This is a genomic window from Acidobacteriota bacterium (genome assembly GCA_040754075.1).
Lineage (GTDB): Bacteria > Acidobacteriota > Blastocatellia > UBA7656 > UBA7656 > JBFMDH01.
Genome location: JBFMDH010000003.1, coordinates 239,607 through 259,180 on the forward strand (window position 1 = coordinate 239,607; position 19,574 = coordinate 259,180).

General features: G+C 50.6%; 13 protein-coding genes. 11 read left to right on the plus strand and 2 right to left on the minus strand.

The genetic code is table 11. The annotated features are described in order from the left end of the window. Window positions 1-186 precede the first annotated feature (186 nt). Complete coding sequence (locus AB1757_04820) at window positions 187-3,831, plus strand: carboxypeptidase regulatory-like domain-containing protein (protein ID MEW6126366.1); 3,645 nt, start codon at window positions 187-189, stop codon at window positions 3,829-3,831. Window positions 3,832-4,249: 418 nt separating this feature from the next. On the opposite strand, the gene AB1757_04825 is transcribed toward AB1757_04820, so the two are convergent. Both AB1757_04825 and AB1757_04830 read right to left on the minus strand, forming a co-directional pair. Continuing rightward, entirely contained in the window at window positions 4,250-6,373 is a 2,124-nt protein-coding gene (locus AB1757_04825) for a VWA domain-containing protein (GenBank protein ID MEW6126367.1), read from the minus strand. Window positions 6,374-6,760: 387 nt separating this feature from the next. After that, window positions 6,761-7,417, minus strand: coding sequence for a nitroreductase family protein (locus tag AB1757_04830; GenBank protein ID MEW6126368.1), 657 nt, complete (start codon window positions 7,415-7,417; stop codon window positions 6,761-6,763). 317 nt (window positions 7,418-7,734) lie between these two features. Here AB1757_04830 and AB1757_04835 point away from each other — a divergent pair, with 317 nt between their 5' ends. From AB1757_04835 to AB1757_04880, 10 genes are all read left to right on the plus strand, one after another. After that, on the plus strand, window positions 7,735-10,275 hold the full coding sequence (locus tag AB1757_04835) for a zinc-dependent metalloprotease (protein ID MEW6126369.1): 2,541 nt from the start codon (window positions 7,735-7,737) through the stop codon (window positions 10,273-10,275). Window positions 10,276-10,521: 246 nt separating this feature from the next. After that, window positions 10,522-11,010 carry a Uma2 family endonuclease gene (locus AB1757_04840; GenBank protein ID MEW6126370.1) on the plus strand — a complete coding sequence of 163 codons (489 nt, stop codon included), beginning with the start codon at window positions 10,522-10,524 and terminating at the stop codon, window positions 11,008-11,010. Between the two features lie 301 nt (window positions 11,011-11,311). After that, entirely contained in the window at window positions 11,312-11,959 is a 648-nt protein-coding gene (phoU, locus tag AB1757_04845; protein MEW6126371.1) for a phosphate signaling complex protein PhoU, read from the plus strand. Continuing rightward, window positions 11,953-12,657 carry a response regulator transcription factor gene (locus tag AB1757_04850; protein MEW6126372.1) on the plus strand — a complete coding sequence of 235 codons (705 nt, stop codon included), beginning with the start codon at window positions 11,953-11,955 and terminating at the stop codon, window positions 12,655-12,657. The genes phoU and AB1757_04850 overlap by 7 nt, the downstream gene beginning before the upstream one ends. 121 nt (window positions 12,658-12,778) lie before the next feature. After that, window positions 12,779-14,110, plus strand: coding sequence for an ATP-binding protein (locus tag AB1757_04855; GenBank protein ID MEW6126373.1), 1,332 nt, complete (start codon window positions 12,779-12,781; stop codon window positions 14,108-14,110). A gap of 116 nt (window positions 14,111-14,226) precedes the next feature. Continuing rightward, window positions 14,227-14,445, plus strand: coding sequence for a hypothetical protein (locus tag AB1757_04860; GenBank protein ID MEW6126374.1), 219 nt, complete (start codon window positions 14,227-14,229; stop codon window positions 14,443-14,445). Continuing rightward, window positions 14,442-14,846: a PIN domain-containing protein gene (locus AB1757_04865; GenBank protein MEW6126375.1), complete on the plus strand. Its 405-nt coding sequence runs from the start codon at window positions 14,442-14,444 to the stop codon at window positions 14,844-14,846. The genes AB1757_04860 and AB1757_04865 overlap by 4 nt, the downstream gene beginning before the upstream one ends. Window positions 14,847-14,864: 18 nt before the next feature. Continuing rightward, entirely contained in the window at window positions 14,865-16,214 is a 1,350-nt protein-coding gene (locus AB1757_04870; GenBank protein ID MEW6126376.1) for a metallophosphoesterase, read from the plus strand. An 87-nt stretch (window positions 16,215-16,301) separates the two neighbouring features. After that, window positions 16,302-18,335, plus strand: a complete 2,034-nt coding sequence (locus tag AB1757_04875) for a protein kinase (GenBank protein ID MEW6126377.1) — start codon at window positions 16,302-16,304, stop codon at window positions 18,333-18,335. Window positions 18,336-18,499: 164 nt separating this feature from the next. After that, the gene (locus AB1757_04880; GenBank protein MEW6126378.1) at window positions 18,500-19,474 is read left to right on the plus strand and encodes an ROK family protein; all 975 of its coding nucleotides are present in this window, start codon (window positions 18,500-18,502) and stop codon (window positions 19,472-19,474) included. Window positions 19,475-19,574 lie beyond the last annotated feature (100 nt).

A 19,574-nucleotide genomic window follows, 5' to 3' on the forward strand; every position in this document is an offset into this window, starting at 1 on the left:
TTTTAGCATTAAGGGTGTTAGCTACAGCGATTTTGCTGGCATATCTTTTGCTGGTTTGTAGTTTTCCATTTCTTTCGTAAAGCAATCAGAACTCAATTTACATAGGCGGAATGTATCAGTCTCCTGATGATAAAGTCTCCGCACCAGTATTATCCAATCGGTTTTATATCTATTAAGGAGGAAAGTATGAAGCAACTTCGCAAAATGAAGATGTTGTCCCGGACAACACTATTTCTCATCGTTGCAACTTTGGTCTTTCCCTTTACCACCCTGTCGGTAATGGCGCAGGCAACAACGGGTGGACTCACGGGTTCTGTGATGGACGCCAGTAACGCGGTCATTGCTGATGCTGATGTGACGGCAAAAAACGTCGGCACCGGAATTGAAACCAAAACCAAAACCAACAGCGATGGTATCTATAATTTTCCGAGACTAGCTCCGGGCATCTATTTGCTCACAGTTGAAAAACAAGGGTTCAAACGCCAGGAGTTTCAAGAGGTCACTATCAACGCCGGTCAGGTAGCAACCATTGATGCCAATCTGCAAGCCGGTCAAATCACCGAAACCGTATCGGTCACCGCTGAGGGGCAAGAGTTGATTCAAAAAGAGCAGGTGCAGGTTTCTTCAACTTTTGAAAGCCGCAAAGTGGCGGAATTACCGAAAAACGCTGTAGGCGCGGGTATCGACACGCTGGCGCTACTTGCACCGGGTGTGGTTCCCGGCTTTGGTAACGTCAACTCCAACGGCGCGACCCTTTCAGTAAACGGCAACCGCGCGCGCTCCAATAACTTTACGATTGACGGACAGGATAATAATGACCTCTCTATCGGCGGGCCCAATTACTTTGTCAATAACAACGAAATCGTTGCCGAGTTTCAAGTGGTCACCAATAATTTCTCTGCCGAGTACGGACGCAATCAAGGCGCGATTGTCAACGTCGTCACCAAGAGCGGCACCAATGATTTGCACGGCAGCCTCGCGTGGTTTCATAGAGATCGAAAATTATTTGACACGATGAACAACCTTGAGCGCCGTACCAATAATCAGGGCAAAGGCGAAGCCAATCCATTCCTCAATAATGTTTACACGGGCGCGGTGGGCGGCCCAATTAAGAAAGACAGACTCTTTTATTTCGGCAGCTATCAGTTGGTCACTAACCGACAGACTGCAAACCCTGGTTCCAATTCACCCACCATTGCTCCTGAAGAACTGAGCCGTTTGAAAGCCGATTTTCCGAATAATGGCGCGATTCAGGCGCTGGCGAATTTTTCTGCCTTTGCGCTCACTGATGTGGGCACAGTAACTGAAAATACCGACTTGAAAAACTTTCCGAATAATGAAAGGGTGACCATCGGTGGTAGAACTTATCGCCTGGCATACCCCGTGCGCACCGTGCCCATCACTTCCGACCAGCACCAATTCAGCATTCGCGGCGATTACAGAATCAATGACAAGCATTCGTTCTGGTATCGTCATCTCTATCAGACGGTAGATAATGTGAATGCTTTGGTGAGTGTAGACGGTTCAACCGGCAATCAACCGGCTTCAAGTAACCTTGGCGGATTGCAGTTTACCAGTCAGCTTTCAAACAGCGCCGTCAATGAATTTCGTTTTGTGTTCAACCGTTTGGACGTCATCTTCGGTGGCGGTTGTGAAAGTGTTAAGAATTGTATTCCCGACCCGGCAGACATCGGCAATACGGTCACCCGTATTACCTATGGTGGTCTAATTAGCAGTCTGACCTCACGCTCTTTATTGGCTATCGGTCCGGCAACCAACCTGCCACAAGGTCGTATCGTCAGCATCTATCAATTCAGCGATAACTTCTCAAAGACTCTCGGACGCCATCAACTGAGATTGGGCGCGGACGTGCGACGGTTGACCAATACCGTTCCCTTCCTGCCTAACGTGAATGGCTCCTACGCCTTCAACACGGGTGCTGCGGTTGCCAGCGGAACGCCAAGCACCTTGACGGTGGCTGCCGGTACAGTGCAAATCTCCTATGACGAAACCGATCAATTTTACTATGTGCAGGATGACTGGCGTATTCGCGACAATCTCACGCTTAATATCGGCGCTCGTTACGAATACACCGGGCAGCCGATCAACACGCTTTACAACCTGACCAAAGATCGCGAGTCAGACCCGGCGCAGGCATTGTGGAAACAATCATTGCCGCTTGAAGCCCGCATCTTCCCGAAGATTCCGGCTGATAAAAACAACTTCGCCCCACGACTTGGTTTTGCCTGGCGTCCCGGATTTACAGGGCTGGCGGGTAAACTGTTCGGTGAGGGTGACAGCACGGTAATCTCCGGCGGCTATTCCATCGCCTATGACCCGGCGTTCTATAACATCATGCTCAACATCTCGACTTCGGCGCCAGGTGTGTTCTTAAATACGCTAACCAGCCCAAGCATCGGTGTGCCGTTGAATCCGGTGGGTTCTGAAGTTTTAGCAGCCGCTTCCAGTTTGTTGCAAAAGAATACCTTTGATCCGAGATTTTTGGCATACACCAATGTCTCAGGCGATTTCTATTCACCCTATTCGCAACAATATTCTTTGCGTTGGCAACGCGAAATCAGCCGCCGCAATGTGGTTGAAGTGCGTTATGTCGCCACCAAAGGAACCGGATTGTTTATGACCACCAATCGCAATCCGCGCATCGACCGTTTGATTAGCGGTTTCACCGCTCCCGTCGTAATTGGGAGGGTTCCTATAACTAACGCGGCTATTACTCAAAACTTCACCTTCAAAGGCTTCCCAAATTTTGTGCCGCTTGGTGTCACACCGCAAACCTGCACCGACAACCCGGCAACCCCGGATAGAGACCAAGATTGTCAGGGGCGTGTGCTGAGACAAAATGTCATCCGCACCCGCGAAAACGGCGGCAGTTCGATTTATCACGGATTGCAAAGCCGCTGGCAGGCGAATTTCTCCAATCGCTATATGGGTAATGTCAACTTCGGCATGTCCTATAGCTGGTCAAAAGCGCTTGATAATGCCAGCGAAATTTTCTCATTCTTTGAAGCCATCGGCGCGCAAGACCCATTTAATATCGGTAGAGCCGAACGCGGTTATTCGGGCTTTGATCGCAAGCATTCCTATTCGCTGAATTTCATTTGGGATGTGCCGGGATTCAAAGACCAGCAAGGTGTCGTCGGTCGCGTGCTTGGCGGGTGGCAATTCAATGGCACCTATCTCCTTGCCAGCGGTCAACGCTACACACCGCAAATGAATGTAAACACTTTCTTCTTCGGCAACACCTATATGGATAGAACCTGGGAACAGACCTTCCTTGGGGTTGATACCTTCCGCCCGTTTGCTGGCAACCTCAATGCGCCGCGCAATGCCATCGGTATCAATCAGGTTGATGCGGCATTGCTGTTTGCCAGATTCGCGGCATTTGTTACCAGTTTCATTCCGATTCAAGACCCGAATGGGTTCTATTCGGTCAATGATTTGAATAATGGAAAGATTACGGTTGTGACCAAAGACCAGGTGCGTTATATCGTCAATGGTCCGGGCGCTGCACAGGTCTTCAACAGTCCTTATGGGACGGCGACCCGTGGCGAAGAGAAGGGGCCAAAACTCAATAACCTGAACCTCGGTCTTTTCAAGAACATTCGCATCAATGAAGGTATTCGTCTGCAATTCCGTATGGAAGCCTTCAATGCCTTGAACCATCCCAACACCGGTGTGGGCATTATCGAATCAGGACGTGTACCTCCGGTGAATATTCTCACTGCCGGACAGCGTGACGGTTATGGCGATTTCACCGCCATTAGCTTTGCGCGACGCGCTGTACAGATGGGTTTGCGATTGACCTTCTAATCGGCAAATTCATTCAAGCAGTAAAGCAAAAGGGGAAGAGCTTTCAGGCTCTTCCCCTTTTTGTGCTTGGATGGCAAAGCAATTTCAACGACCCCTCAAGTTTTGCGGTTGCCTTTACTCAAAGCCTGCTTTACCGCTGTTGGCGGCACAGCCGCAAACCGACGATTACCAAATACTGCACGCCACTAGAGCGGTTTGCGATTGAGTTTACTCAGCCTCGGTTGAGGAAGCGGTCTTTGACCGCGTATGACGGGAAACGCGGTCAAAGACCGCTTCCTCAACTTGAGTAAATCGTTTTGCAAACTGCTATATACAGGCTTTGATAGCGATTCATTTAACGACGCGGTCAAAGACCGTTCACTCAACATCGATTAATTGCCAACAAAGACCACGCGCCCCACAATCTTTGCCAACCGCTTTAATTGACCACCACAAAATCCATGCTGCGCACGATGGTTTGCGCTTTTTTATCCGCCAGCCCATCCGTGATAGTCAGTGTCAGTGTGTAGCGACCGGGTTTTACGCCGCCCAGTCCCAGTTGTCCAACCTTAATCAATTGTCCGCCGCTTGCTTCAAGCGCTATTTCCTCTTCTTTAAAAATCTCTTTGCCATTGTGACTGATAGTGAGTTGCGTCTTAACCTGTGGTTTGTTGTCTTTCACTTTGGCGTTATAGATAACCACTGCATAGCGCAAATCGCTTTTACGCGAAATCTGCCGGTTGCCATTGATTGGCACAGGATTAACCGCTTTCATATCATTGGCAGGAGCCGCGCCCAGCAGCAAAGTGCTTGCCGTGAGCCGACCTTTGGTTAAATCAGGAACCTCAATGTATCGCGACAGGGTGCCAATCTTGCCGGTCTTGTTGTCGCGCACAGCGATGCGGATTTGGTAAATGCCAGCCGGGAGATTGGTGTTGGCAGAATAAGCGATGCCGCCTTGATTTAACTTCGCCATATCCTGTGGCAAAACCCCGACCGCGACATTTTCACTGAAACCGCCACGCAATTTGCCGAGTTCATCGAAGACAAAACCGGCAACTTCCAAATCTGCCTTCTGTTTATCTTCACTGGTTTCAAACTCGACTTTCCTGGGGTCAATCGCCAGATGAATATCAATCGCGCCGGTAGTCGGCGATGCCGATTTGTAAAGCAGCATGGCGTCAATATCAATATCGCGTCGGGCAAGCGGCGCTTTGATTGCCGCAAGCAACTGTTCCTGTCTGGTTGCGGGCGCTCCCGTGGGCGCGTCGGCGCGCGCCATATAGCCCCGACGACTATAAACTTTCAAGCCTTCGCCTTTGACTTTGATTTCAACCTTGCGAAACTTGTTATCGAATTTCGTATCCATTGGCGTATAAGCCAACAGATAAAAGCCATCGTTGGCAGAGATGATTTTATCCAGTCCATCAATGAAATTATTTTTTTCAAGCACCGAAATGCCGCCGGTAGCTGCCGAGAGCGTTTTAAGTCCCATATGCCCTTCCAACTGGTCGAAAGGATTTTTATCGCCGAACTGGGTTTCATCCGGCACTCGTCCAAAGCCTCCGGCGGCTCCTGTACTGCCAACACCCGCAACCGCGCTTCTGCCTGGCGTCATATCGAAACTCGCGACTCCCGAAAACGCCTGCAATCCGCGTACATCCATCGTGTGAATGGCAACCCCCGCGCGCGTCGCATTATCGGAAAGCCTTTCGAGAAAGTAAGAGACATTGCCGAGGGTTTTGCTGGGATTGGCGCTCAGAATCGGCAAGCCGCCGGAAAACAGCACCAGCGATTTGCGTCCCGGCAACTGGGTCATGCTATCGACAACGAAATTTGCGGTTCCAAGACTCATCAAGGCGCGCAAGGCTTTATTGGTATCATCCTGCGGGCTGTCAATATCAATCTCTTCGCCTGAAGTCTCTGTCGCGGAACCGGCAGTCGCGCCCGCCGCACCGGGTTCGGCAACTAAATCATTCAATTTTATTGGCTGAATATCTTTGTCAAAAACCCGGAAAGCATGAGTGGTTGGCGTAAGCGATGCAATGGCGCGTTTGAGAAGGTTTTTGTCCGTCGTGAATTGTTGCAATAAACCTTTGCCGCCGACGGTTCGCACAATGGCGATGAGGTCGCCCGGCTGCATACGGTTTTCAACAAAATTCAAGAGCATCTGTCGAATGAAAATCAAATCTTCAAAACGAATGGTTAAATCATCAACCACAAAAGCAAAGATGCGATTGACATCGGCAATCGTAGTCTCGGCATTCAGGGCAGCGGGTTGTGTCGGTTTGGCGGTGTCGGTTGTGACTTGCTGTTTTTTAGCGACATCAACAAACTCAAAAAAACCGATTTGCTGCTTTTTACCATTCTCAATAATCTCAAAGTCCTCTTTCTTCAACCCGTTGACTATCCGACCTGCTTTATCGGTGACCACAGCATCAAGTTGAATCAAATCGGTGCCGATGCGAATGATTTTTTCGTCATCGTTTTTGGGGTTGGTTTGCGCGAGCGCAGAACAAGTCAGAAGAGCTATTGAGAATAAAGAAAAAATTTTCCTTCTCATAATCTGTGCCTCCTTGATGGGTCGTTTCAGAAGCTGCAATGGATGCTTGGCATTATATCACCAAAGCAATTGGTGCGAATAAAGAAAAGCCGCCGCTAGAATTTTTCCTGCAAATCACAAACAAAAAGGCTTCGCCGCAATGGAGATTTCCAATTTTTCGTAAATGATTCCAGAAACATGGAAAGATTAATGCCGCGGGCATCCCAGAGATTTTAGTTAAAGGCTTGAAAAACCACAGGTTGAGTTGTGTGGCACATTGCGGCATTGCGATTGCCTATGTAAACAGTGCACATCCTTAGAATCTCTACCATTCTGTTCTGAACTTGGAGAGGGGTCGCCACCCGGGCACGGTTGCGACCTCTAATTTTTTTGTCCATTCAGAAAAAATCATTTGGCATTTTCGGCTTCAAGCGATTTTCCCCACACCCCCAAAAAACCAAGGTCGCGGGTTGCGCGCCGCGAACGCAAACCTAATTCTCTGGTTCGGGTCTTGTCATCGAGTTGGCTTAAATCAGCTTTAAAGGGGTAGCCAATGGCAATCATCGCCATCGGCGTGTAACCTTCGGGAATTTGAAATTCGCTGCGCGCGCGTTCGGCATCGTAGCCCGCCATTTGATGAGCCATCAAACCGAGTTCAACAGCCTGCAAGACCATATACCCGGTTGCCGCGCCGGTGTCGTATTGGGCGTGGCGATTAGGCGCGCCATTATGCGAGAAATTTTCTTTGGCAACTGAAAGCAATAATAACGGAGCCTCGCGCGCCCAGGCATTGCCTTCCATCAAACACTGGCGCGCGCGTTCAAACGCCGCCGGGTCTCGCTGGTCAAAGACCAGATAATACCAGGGTTGTTCATTGAAACAGGATGGTGCCCAACGCGCCGCTTCCAGTAAGGACATCAGTTTCTCCGGTTCCACTGTGCGCCCTTCTTCAAATAATCGCGGACTCCACCGCTGTTTAATCAATTCATTGATGGGATAATCGTGGTTTGCCGGTTTTTCGGGATAGGTGGTTTCGCCAGGGTGTGTGCTGGTTTTCGACATCATCTCCTCCTTAGGATTAAAATGATAATTCGCTCTACCATTTATTTATCGCACGCCTTTGGGCGCTAGGCAAAGTCAGGTCGGCGAAAGCCGACCCTGCCGCGCTTGACTTGTTCGCTGCTGGCTCATAGCATTCGCCAAGAAACTCGAAGTCGAGGAAAGGCAAAAGGCAAAAGTAAAAAGGCAAAAGTATAGCGCGAGATTCGCCATCCGGTTGTCAATTTACAGCAACACAAAACCTGAGCATTTCACCTCAGTGGAAGAAATCATCACTTCAACAAATCTCAAAATCATAGGGGTCAACGATGCAATTCGGTTTAATGAACTTATTCAGGCAAAAAATTTTTCTCAGTACAATTTTGATTCTATTTGCGACGGCGATTTCCAGCTTCGCGCAAGGCGGCACCCTTGCCGCAAAGACCGCTAACCTGCAAAAGCTTGATGGCTATATGCCGCTCTATTGGGACGCGACCAACGGCAAAATGTTGATGGAAATTTCGCGCTTCAATAAAGAATTGCTTTATCAAGTTTCACTGCCAACAGGCGTTGGTTCCAATCCGCTCGGTTTAGATCGCGGCGAACTCGGCGGTACACGCATCGTCTATTTCGAGCGCATCGGGCAGAAAGTTTTAATGATTCAACCGAACTATCGTTACCGCGCCATCACCAATAATGCTGCCGAACGTCGCGCCGTCGAAGAATCGTTTGCGCGTTCGGTCATCTGGGGTTTTAAAGTCGAAGCCAGCGACGGCGAAAAAATTCTCGTCGATGCGACACCATTGTTTATGCGTGATGCGCACGGCGTGCTTGATGCTTTGCGAGGCACGCGACAGGGAACCTATCGAATGGACGAATCGCGCAGCGCATTTTATTTGCCGCGCACCAAAGCCTTTCCGAAAAACACCGAAGTCGAAGTGATGTTGACTTTCGTATCCGATGGCGAAACCGGCAACCTGGTGCGCGGCGTAACCCCTACGCCACAAGCCGTCACGGTGCGCCAACATCATTCGTTTGTCGAACTCCCCGATGATAATTACCAGCCGCGTAAATTCGACCCGCGTGTTGGTGTAAACGGCATGGATTTTCATGACTACGCCTCGCCAATCACCGAACCCATAGAAAAGAAATGGGTGGTGCGCCATCGCCTTCAGAAAAAAGACCCCTCGGCGGCGATTTCCGAACCCATCAAAGCGATTGTTTATTATGTTGATAACGGCGCACCCGAAGCGATTCGCAACGCCCTTGTTGAAGGCGCGTCGTGGTGGAATCAGGCATTTGAAGCCGCCGGTTTCAAAAATGGTTTTCAGGTCAAAGTCTTGCCCGAAGGCGCAGACCCGATGGACATTCGTTACAACATGATTAACTGGGTGCATCGCTCGACGCGCGGTTGGTCTTACGGCGCAAGCGTGGTTGACCCGCGCACCGGTGAAATCATTAAAGGCAATGTCACACTCGGCTCATTGCGCGTGCGCCAGGATTATACGATTGGCACAGGTTTGATTCCGTCTTACAGAGACCGCAGTCAAGGACAGGGCGACCCGTCATTTGCAATTGATGAATGCGATTTTGCAATCTTGCCCGATGCCGCATACTTGACGGAAACCGCAACCGATGCGGAAGCCATGTCGCTGGCGCGCATACGCCAACTTTCGGCGCACGAAGTCGGACACACCCTGGGACTGGCGCACAATTTTGCGGCAAGCAGTTATGGACGCGCCTCGGTGATGGATTATCCTGCGCCGATGGTCGAAATTAAAAATGGCAAACTTGATTTATCGCAGGCTTATGCGGCAGGCATCGGCGACTATGACAAATTCGCGATTCGGTATGGCTACGCGCAATTTGCTACGGGGCTAAACGAAGCCGCCGAACTCGAACGCCTGTTAAGCGAAGGCGCGGAAAAATATTTATTCATTTCAGATTCCGATACGCGCCCGCCCGGCGCGGCACATCCGCTTTCAAGTCTCTGGGACAATGGCGATGATGCGATTGCCAATCTGCGACACGAAATGAAAGTCCGCGAAATCGGTTTACAGGATTTCGGTTTGCAAAGCGTTCCCACAGGCACGCCGCTTTCCATGCTTGAGGCAAAGCTCTTGCCGCTCTATTTGCACCATCGCTATCAACTGACGGCGGCAATCAAATCTCTGGGCGGAGTTTATTACACCTACGCTGTGAAAACGCCGAGTGGCGCAAGCCCTGCGCGATTTAATGAAATCGTTCCGGCGGCGCGTCAACGCGATGCCTTGAATGCTGCGCTTGAAACTCTTGATGTGCAGGCACTGGCAATTTCGCCAAAACTTTTAGCGATGTTGCCGCCACGCGCTTACGGATATGGCGGCGGCGCGACCGAGCTATTCGAGAAGCGCACTGACCCGACGTTTGACCCGATTGGCGCAACGACGATTGCCGCTGATTTTGCCGTTTCGGGTCTGTTGCAATATGAACGCGCCGCGCGCCTCATTCAATTTCATTCGATGGATGCAAAGAATCCCGATTTTAAAGAGGTGATTGATGCGCTCATTGCGAAAACCTGGAAAGCGCCGACGCCGAAAGACGCTTATCATGCGGCAATTGTTCGCGCCGTGCAGAGTCTGGTGGTCACGCGACTGATGGACACGGCAGCCAATGACAATGCCTCGCCGGAAGTGCGCGCGACCGCCACGGAAGCTTTACGTGAACTTGGCGCGATGTTGAAACAGCCGGCGCGGGTTGCGGCAGAGCGTGCCCATCGCCGCGCTGTGCGCGATGACATCGAACGTTTCCTCACGCGCCCCGATGATAATCACAAACGCACCGCGCCGCTACCGATGCCACCGGGCGACCCGATTGGTTCACCAGGTCACAGCCGAAGTAATTAACTACTTTGTAAAAGCTCAGGAAGATAACGGAACAGACGAAAATAACGGAACAGATGGAAAGGCGATCAAAAAATATTTCTGTTTGTTCCGTTCATTCCGAGTGTTGCGTATTCTTTTTTTACTTCGATGAAAAGCGAATAACTTGGGTGAGGGTTAAGAGATTCGGTCATCTCAAAAGCCTTGCGCCATCAAAATACCTGGTAGAATCGTCGGCAGAAAAATTTGATTATTGGGAGAAGTAAAACCATGTCAACACCACCGAAAACCCGACTGACAATGGAAGAATACATTGAGTTGGACAAAGTTTCCGAAGAGAAATTTGAATATTTCGATGGCGAAATTTTTAATATGAGCGGCGTGCATCCCAATCATGCGCTACTTGAAAGTCGTTTGATTACCACACTCAATAATCAAACGGCTAAACGCGGATGTTTTATTTACCCATCGAACCTGCGCGTCAAAGTTCCAAGTATGCCGCCCTATCGATACCCGGATTTATCGGCGTTATGTGGCAAGCCGGAGTTTGAAGAACACAGCGGCTTGCTCTGTTTAACCAACCCCGTGCTGCTTGCAGAAATTCTTTCACCGTCAACCGAAGCCTTTGATCGCGGCGACAACTTCACTCATTACAAATCAATTCCCACTTTTCGCGAATACCTGCTCATCGCACAGAACAAAAAAAATATTACCCATTATTTAAAACAATCGGCGCGCCTGGTTGCAGACCGAATATAGCGCGGGAGAAATTTTGCAAATCGTTTCGCTTGAATGTGAATTGGATGTTGATGCCCTATACGACGGAATTAATTTTGAATCGGAAACCGGTTTTTAACCCTCACGCGATTGGGTAAACCCTACGTCTGCTTATAAAAAATGCCCGGAAAATTAACAGAAATTTAATGCGCCTGCCGATATGATGGTTTTAGAAATCTTTCATTAATGGCTTAAAATGATTCTCACTCAAGCAGTTGATATTGACTTTTTCCATTTCCCCGTTCTACTTGAGTTGAAAGAAACCGAAATAGAATGAAGCAAAATGTTTAATCAGGATTTAACCCAACTGCGCGATAAGCTGCTGATGATGGGCGGGGCGGCTGAACGAGCGATTGCCCAAGTAACCCGCGCCCTCGTTGAACGCGACGCTGATTTAGCCGAGCGCGTCATCACCGAAGACGACGCCATTGATCAATTTGAACTGGAAATTGATGCGATGTGCGCCGAGATGCTTTTAAAAAAATCGCTCACCTCCGCTGAACTTCGGTTGGTGCTGACGATTGCGCGCACGGCTCCCGGCGTTGAACGCATTGCCGACCACGCCGTCAACATCGCCAAACATGGGTTGGTGATTAATAGTGAACCGGAATTGGAGTTGCGAATCGATATTGCAAGGCTTGCGAGAATCGTTCGTGAAATGTTAATCGCCGGACTTGACGCCTTCACCTCAGGCGACATCGAACGCGCCCAGACAACCATTGCGCGTGATGATGAAGTCGATTCGCTTTACGATATTTTTTATTCTCAGGTCATTGACACCATGCGGCAGGACGCGATGAATGTCAGTCGCGGAGCCGAATGGCTGTTTATCTTGAAACACTTTGAAAGAATTGCCGATTACGCCACCAATATATGCGAACAGACAGTCTTTTTAGCGAGAGGTCAAGTTATCAAACACACGATATGGTAACTCACACAGATGACAGCAAAGTCCGCAGCATCGTTATTGTCGAAGACGATGACGATATTGCCGACACCATTAAATATAACCTGGAACGCGAAGGGTTTCGCGTGCGCACGGCAGCCACCGGCGAAGCGGCGCTCAATATCATTTTGGAACGCACCCCCAATCTGATTTTGCTCGATTTGAATTTGCCGCAGATGAGCGGGTTTGAATTGTGCCGTCGGTTACGCGCCGAAGCCACCACTGCGCGTGTGCCGGTGTTGATGCTCACCGCCCGCACGGATGAATCCGACAAAGTGCTCGGACTCAATCTGGGCGCAGATGATTACATCACCAAACCGTTCAGCGTTCGCGAACTCATCGCGCGGGTGCGCGCCGTGTTGCGGCGCACCGAAGGCAGCGACACTGGACAACAGGTTTACGATAACGGCATTCTCCGAATCGACCCCTCGACATTTGCCGTTACCTGTCACGGCAAAGAGGTGAAACTGACGCGCAAGGAATTTGCCCTGTTGCAGGAACTGGCGCGCAATGAAGGACGTGTGCTGACGCGCGAAGTTCTGCTCGACCGCGTCTGGGGAATGATTTATTACGGTGACTCGCGCACTCTTGATGTTCACATTCGTCGCCTCAGACAAAAACTCGGCGACCCTTCGCTCATTGAAACTGTTACAGGCATCGGCTATCGTCTCATCAGTCAGTAGTCGGTAGCTGGTAGCCGGCAGTCGGTAGTTCTTAGCTGGTGGCGCTGAAGGATTCGCCATCGACGGTTAATATCTACTGACTACCGGCTACCAGTTACTGACTGTCGACTACCGACTAAAGATGAATAATCTGGCGAAAAGAGTTTGGATAGTCACCTTTGCAGCGGTCGCTTTATTTGCGGTTTACGAGACTGCAAAAACGCTTCTGTTTCCGCACATGACCGTCGTGGTATCGCATGTCGTGACCACGATTGTCGTAGGCATTATCAGTTTTTTTATTTCGCGTTATGCGCTTCATCGGTATGGTATGGCTCTCGCGCAGATTGAAGAGCAAAAAGAATTTTCCGAAGAAACCAACCGCCTGCTTTCGGGTGTGCTCGCAACCATGCGCGAAGGCGTCGTCATCGTCAACCGGCAATTGGAAGTCGTGCTCTATAACGATGCCGCAACCCGTATTGTCAATCTGCAAACCGACAAGAGCTTGCTGCCGACGCGCAAACGTTTGATTGAAGCCACCCGCGACCCGCTGATTAATAACGCTTTTCGTGGCGTCTTAAATGATAAGCAACAGGTCGAGTTGCGCATTGAAATGGCAGACCTCGAAGCGCGTTGCTTTCAACTCAATGTCGCGCCGTTAGGGAGTGACCTCGCGGTCGGCGTCTTTTTCGACATCACCCAACTTGAAAAACTCGAACGTGTCCGCAGAGAATTTTTCGCCAACCTGTCACACGAACTGCGAACCCCGCTTACGGCAATCCTGGCTTATGCGGAAACCTTGCTGAATGGCGGTATCAACGACAGAGAAAACAGCGTTCGCTTTGTTGAAAAACTTTTCAAACATTCGGCGCGAATGCGCGATTTGATTTCCGATATTTCGGATTTATCGGCGATTGAATCCGGCAAAGTGAAACTGACGCTTGCCGCTGTGCGCCTCAAACATGTGGTCAGCGATGTCGTAACGCTTACGGAATCGCGCCGCAAAGAAAGCGGCGTGGTGTTTAATATCAATGTGCCTGAAACCATTCTGGTGCGCGCCGACCGCACCCGCCTGGAACAAATTCTTTATAACCTGATTGACAATGCCGTGAAATTCAATCTACCGAATGGCACAGTTACGGTGACCGCGCAGGAGAGCGACAACCTGGTGACGATTACCGTTGAAGACACCGGCATCGGCATAACCGAAGCCGACCTCACGCGTATCTTTGAACGCCTCTATCGCGCCGACAAATCGCGTTCACGCAAAATCGAAGGCACAGGACTTGGACTTGCCATCGTCAAACATCTGGTGCAGGCGCACGGCGGCGAAATCTCTGTCCTGAGCGAAGTCGGACGCGGCTCGCGTTTCGTTTTCACTTTGCCGAAAGCCATCGCGCAAACGGAAACACCGATTGAACCTGCAACCGATAAATCCCTTGAGCCTGAAGTCGCTTTATCAAGTATTGAACCTTAAACACCTTTTCATCTGTTCTGCACGCCACATATAAAATGTCACTTGCTTGCTCTTCATCTTTATTTTGTTTTGTACTATCCTTCGCAGAGGGATTATAAGGTAATGAGGTGTTCGACATGGCGGTTAATGAAGATTATTACAAACAAGCTATTGAAGCTGTGAAATATCTTTCGCCGGAACAAAGGCAACAGCTTATAGAAGAATTGTCTGAGCAGGTTGATGATTCCGTCATCCCGCTTGCCTTAGTTGGCACCTGGCAGGGAGTGTCGTTGAGTGAAGAGGAGATTAACGAAGCACGCCGTGAGTGCTGGGCAAGCTTGGGAGTTGATGAGTGAATCGCTACGTAACCGATACCCATCCGATGATTTGGGCTTTGAGCGATGACCCTCGATTAAGCTCACCAGCGAAATCTGTTTTTGTCGAGGCTGATACTGGCAAGGCAATCATTATCATCCCGCCAATCGTCATCGTTGAGATGATTTATTTGAGTGAAAAAGGTCGCATTCCTCTTCACCTTGTAGATGATTTCATGAACAAAATTGCACAGCTTGGAAGAAGCTACCGTCTGACGCTACTTGGCAAAGCAGTCATTAAAGCTTTGCGACAAATCCCGCGTGACCAAATCCCTGAAATGCCTGACCGCATCATTGCTGCAACTGCCAAAGCTTATAATTGTCCCTTGATTACTCGTGATGGAATGATTACAAGTTTTGGCGCTGTGGCGGTGCTTTGGTAAAAGAAAAGGAGTCGCTGAATGTTCAATCGAATACTGATGAGTCTGGCGCTGATTTTTGCCTTTGCGTTGATTGCCTGCGGGCAGAGTGCCACGCCGCAAACCCCGCAAAAACCTACAGCGTTTTTAAATCAACTGCCGCCCGATATAAAAGAAAAAGCCGCAACCTTGCTCAATCAGGAAGAAGGTGAATTGCGCCGCGTTCGACTGGTCGGTGAAATTGCCGCGAAAAATACCGATGCGACGCGCGATTTTCTCATCAGTGTTTATGACTCGGAAAAATCGGTGCGCATCAGGCGCGCAATTGTTGATAGTCTTGGCAGAATCAACCACCCGAAAATTCGCGAGTTTCTTGAGCGCGCGATTTTAAATGACGCCGATGCGACCGTATCAAGAGTTGCGCTTGAGCGATTGCGCGTACAAAAAAATATCGAGATGCGCGAAATGCTGATGCGACGTTTGGAAACCGCCCGCGCGCAAAATGATGCGGAAGGTTTAAAGTTACTTGCCGAAGAGCAGGAGCGTTGGATTGCCTTGGTTCGCGGCGCGATGCTGCCTTCGTTTTTACGGCGTCCGCCCGAAGTCTTTTCCGTGAAAGCCGAAAACCAGCCGGTTCGCGTGCTGGCATTCGGCGATTTCGGCACCGGCTCGAAAGCCCAAAAAGAAACGGCAGCGGCGATGCTCGCTTTCCATCGCAAAACCCCTTTCGATTTCGGCGTCACGCTTGGCGATAATTTTTATGACGCGGGGATGGCAAGCCCTGCGGATGCGCGCTGGAAAATCTGGTGGGAAGAGTTGTATACGCCGCTCGGCATAAAATTTTATGCGTCGCTCGGCAATCACGATTGGGGATTGGCAGACAGCCCCGCCGCAGAAATTCTTTATTCAAGCGCATCCTGGAAAATGCCTGCGCTCTATTACACCTTTACTGCCGGAGCCGCGCAATTTTTTGCGCTCGACACCAACGAAATGTCCGAAGCGCAACTCGCCTGGCTCAAAGACCAACTCGATAAAAGCAAAGCGCGTTGGAAAATCGTTTACGGGCATCACCCGATTTATTCGGATGGCGAGCACGGCGATAGCCTCGTGCTCGCGCAAAAACTTTTGCCGGTCATCGAAGGCAGAGCCGATATTTATTTAGTTGGGCACGACCACATCATCGAACACCTCAAACCCTCGGACAGTAAAATTCATTACCTGATTGCCGGGGGCGGTGGCGCGACACTTTACAAACTCAAAGAGAGCAAGCGTGCCTATTTCGCTGAGTCAGTGAATGGCTTTGCGGTGCTCGAGGCGACCGCCGAAGAAATCAAAGTTCGCTTTATCGGCGTGGATGGCAAACAATTGTACGAATACCCGATTCGCAAATAATTTGCAAAAGCGCGGTGATTTACTTGACACCGATACTCCCACAGGAATAAACCTTGCTCATACGAGAGAAATCTCTTGCAGTAAAAAATGAGCAAAGAAATATCACATTACAGGCTTGAGGACGAACTCGGTCAAGGGGGCATGGGGCGTGTGTACAAAGCCTTCGATACGACGCTTGACCGCACGGTTGTGTTAAAACTGCTTGCGCCTGAACTGGTCGCCGAAGAAGCATCAAGGCAGCGATTCCTGCGTGAAGCGCGACTCGCGTCATCACTCGACCACCCGAATATCTGCACGATTTACGAAATTGCCGAAGCCGACAAACAGTATTTCATCGCCATGCAATACCTGCCGGGTAAGACCTTGAAAAAACTCATCGGCAGTAAAGCTTTCAGTCTGGATTCGGTTTTATCTATCGGATTGCAGGTTGGCGATGCGCTTGCCGCCGCTCATGCGAAAGGCATTGTGCATCGCGACATCAAATCCTCGAACATCATTATCACCCCACGCGGGCAGGCAAAAGTGCTGGATTTCGGACTGGCGAAATTGCTCAATGAAAAAGGGCGCAACCATGATAGCGGCAATTTACCGAATGATGATTTGACCAAACTCGGCGCGCCGCTTGGCACCCCGACTTATATGTCGCCTGAACAGGCGCGCGGCGAACGGGTTGACCATCGCAGCGATATTTATTCGTTCGGCGTCGTGCTTTATGAAATGGCGACCGGGCGGTTGCCCCTGAAAGGCAACACCACCGTCGATACCATGCACGCCGTCTTGCACAACACGCAAAAGTCCGCCAATGAAATTAATCCCAACGTGCCGCAGGAACTTTCCGACATCATTGACACGGCGCTTGCGAAAAAACCGGGCGACCGTTATCAAACGGTGCAGAAGATGCTCGAAGATTTACAGCGTGTGAGCCTGAGTCTGCATTATGGCGGGCAGGGCGTCCCCGATGGCATCACTGTGCCGTATGTTGCGCCGCAACGGGCGGGCGGAAAACTGACAAAATTTTTCGGGCGACTGTTTGCGCGTGACGGCAACCTGGAAACCTTGCGCGCGCCGTCGCCGATTCAACCATCGGTTAACCGGGAAACTGTTAAACGGGAAACCAATCAGGATTTTTCCATTACTCAGGGCGCGAAAAAGTTTTTGGCGGTTCTGCCGTTTCGTAATCTGAGCGGCGACCCGCAATCCGATTTTTACGGACTCTCGCTCGCCGACAGTTTGATTACCGAGCTTGCCGCCACCAATCAGGTCATCGTCACGCCATCGAGTCGCGTGCTGCAATATCAGAATCAATCGGTTGACCCGGCGGATGTGCGCGCCGAACTGAATGTCGAAGTCATCCTGATGGGCAATTTTTTGAAAGCCGGCGACCGGCTTCGCGTCACTGCCCAACTGATTGATGCAACCGGCGGCGGCATCCTGTGGAGCGAAAAAATCGATGCCGATGCGACCGATGCGCTCGCCATTCAAGACCGCATCTGTGGGCGAATCATTGCCGGACTTGCAGGTGGGCAAAGACCGGTTGACCCGACGCAGCTATTAAAAGATGAAGACGAAATGATTCGCATCGACGCGGTGCGCACCCTGGAATTTTCGCACGACCCGCGCGCCCTTTCCGCACTGCTTGATGCGCTCCGGGATAAAAGTTTGAAAGTCAAAGCCGAAGCCGCGCGGGTGATTGTTAAATTGCGCGAGCAGGCGACCGGGCCATTGATTCGACTCCTGAATGACGCGGTTGATGAAGGCGATAATTTGACAGCGCGGTTTGCCGCAAAAGCCTTGGGACTGATTGGCGACCGCAGCATCGCCAACGTCCTTGAGATGTTGCTCACCAGCGAAGATAAATATGTCGCCTGCGAAGCGGCGCTGGCGCTCGGACGATTGAAAGACGCCAAAGCGGTTCCCGATTTAATTCAAATGCTCGAAGACGCCAACGGCAATGTGCGTTTTGCCACCGCCGAAGCCTTGGGGCAAATCTGCGATGTGCGGGCGATTGACGCATTGACCGCGCGGCTCAAGGATGAAGATGAAGGCGTGCGCGCCAAAGCCCGTTGGGCATTGAGCCGTTTGAAAAAAATCAAACTGAAAGCGACCAGCACAACGGCTTAGGATATAGGATTCAGGATTCAGGGAAAGGAAAGTATGAAGTAGGAACGATGAACGATGAACAAAAACGTTTTGCAGTTGTTCATCCTTCATATTTCAGCCTTCATCGTTTCTTCTCCCCTGAATCCTGAATCCTGAATCCTGAATCCTGAATCCTGAATTAAATTATGTCCACCGAAGAACATCTTTATATCGGCTTAGACGTCGGGCGCACCATTCGCGGCGCGTTAATCAATAATGCAGGCGCGATTATCAAGCAACAGAAAGTCGTCGCCGAAGTCAAAGACCCGCGATTGTTTGTCGCGCAACTCATTGAGGTCATCAACGGGCTGCGACTTTCCGATGAAGCCGCAGAGCGCGCGGCTGCGGTTGGCATCGGTTGGGCTGGCATGGTCAACCACAAACAACAGCGCATTGAAATCACCCCCAATATCGTTGATGTTTCGGTTTTCGATTTGCACGAAGAGGTGCAACAGGCGACCAAACTGCCGGTGGTTTTTGATAATGATGCGAACGTTGCGGCATACGGCGAGTGGCAATGCGGCGCGGCGCGGGGTTATGAAGATGTTTTCTACATCACCATCGGCACAGGCATCGGCGCGGGATTGATTCTGGGCGGCGAATTGCAGCGCGGCAGTCGCGGATTTGCCGGCGAATTCGGACATTTCAAGATTGGCTTTGATGGATTGGAATGCGCTTGCGGCAGCACCGGGTGTTTGGAAACCGTCGCCTCGGGTCCCAATATCGTGCGCCGCGTGCGTGAACAATTATTCAGTGACCCGGTGTTTTCGGTGTCGCAACTGGCGCGCGATATGGAAGGCGTGTTGACTTGCGAGCGCGTCTTTCAAGCGGCGATGGAACGCGACCAATTGGCGGTGCAGGTGTTAAAAGAGACCGCGAAAATTTTAGGCGCAGCCATCTCGAATGTGATTAATCTGCTCAACGTCGAAGTCGTGGTGATGGGTGGCGGCGTGATGTCCGCAGGCGAGTTGGTCATTCGTTACGTGCGAAAAGAGATTCTCAAAGACGCCATCGCGCCCGCCCGCGAAGCTTGCCAAATCCTTCCCGCCAAACTCGGACAAGACGCCGGCATCATCGGCGCGGCGCTGCTTGCCCGCGATTCCCTGCACGAATATGAATAGAGCGGAAGAAGGGGAAGGCGGAAGAAGGGGAGACGGGGAGAAAGGGAGAAGAGGAGACGGTAAATTATCTACATTTTCCAGAGCATTCTATGAATCTGAT